Origin of the sequence: Paenibacillus periandrae, assembly GCF_022458865.1 — a bacterium.
GTDB lineage: Bacteria > Bacillota > Bacilli > Paenibacillales > NBRC-103111 > Paenibacillus_S > Paenibacillus_S periandrae.
The window spans coordinates 1-367 of the sequence record NZ_JAJNMU010000152.1; the positions used below are offsets into that span (position 1 = coordinate 1).

Genomic DNA, 367 nt, shown 5'->3' on the forward strand with positions numbered 1-367 from the left:
ATAATTTGCTGCAAAATAACCGGAATTTCAGGAGAGACATCGTCCATCGGCAGAGGGGCTCTGGCCACATGGGCGTGAGCCCATTCCAGCACATTCTTCGCCAGAAAGGGGAGCCTGCCGGCAAGCGTCTCGTACAGCGTCACGCCGAGCGAATACAGATCGGCGCCTGCCCCGATCCAGCCGTCCAGCTGCCTGCCGCGCTCCGGAGCCATATAAGGCGGATTGCCTTCCATCAGCGGTATGTTGCCTGTCTGGCGCCTGTCCTCGTTCATCGCGAACGCGTGTCCGAGCCCCGTCAGGTACACCTGCATTGTAGCTGGCACGACAACGACCGTTTCCGGCCGTATGTTCATATGGATAATGTTTT

Annotated in this window: 1 pseudogene; it reads right to left on the reverse strand. The window is 58.3% G+C overall.

The features are described 5' to 3' along the window. Positions 1-311 (reverse strand): annotated as a pseudogene (locus tag LRL21_RS45025) (hypothetical protein); the annotation flags it as partial. Positions 312-367: the final 56 nt, after the last annotated feature.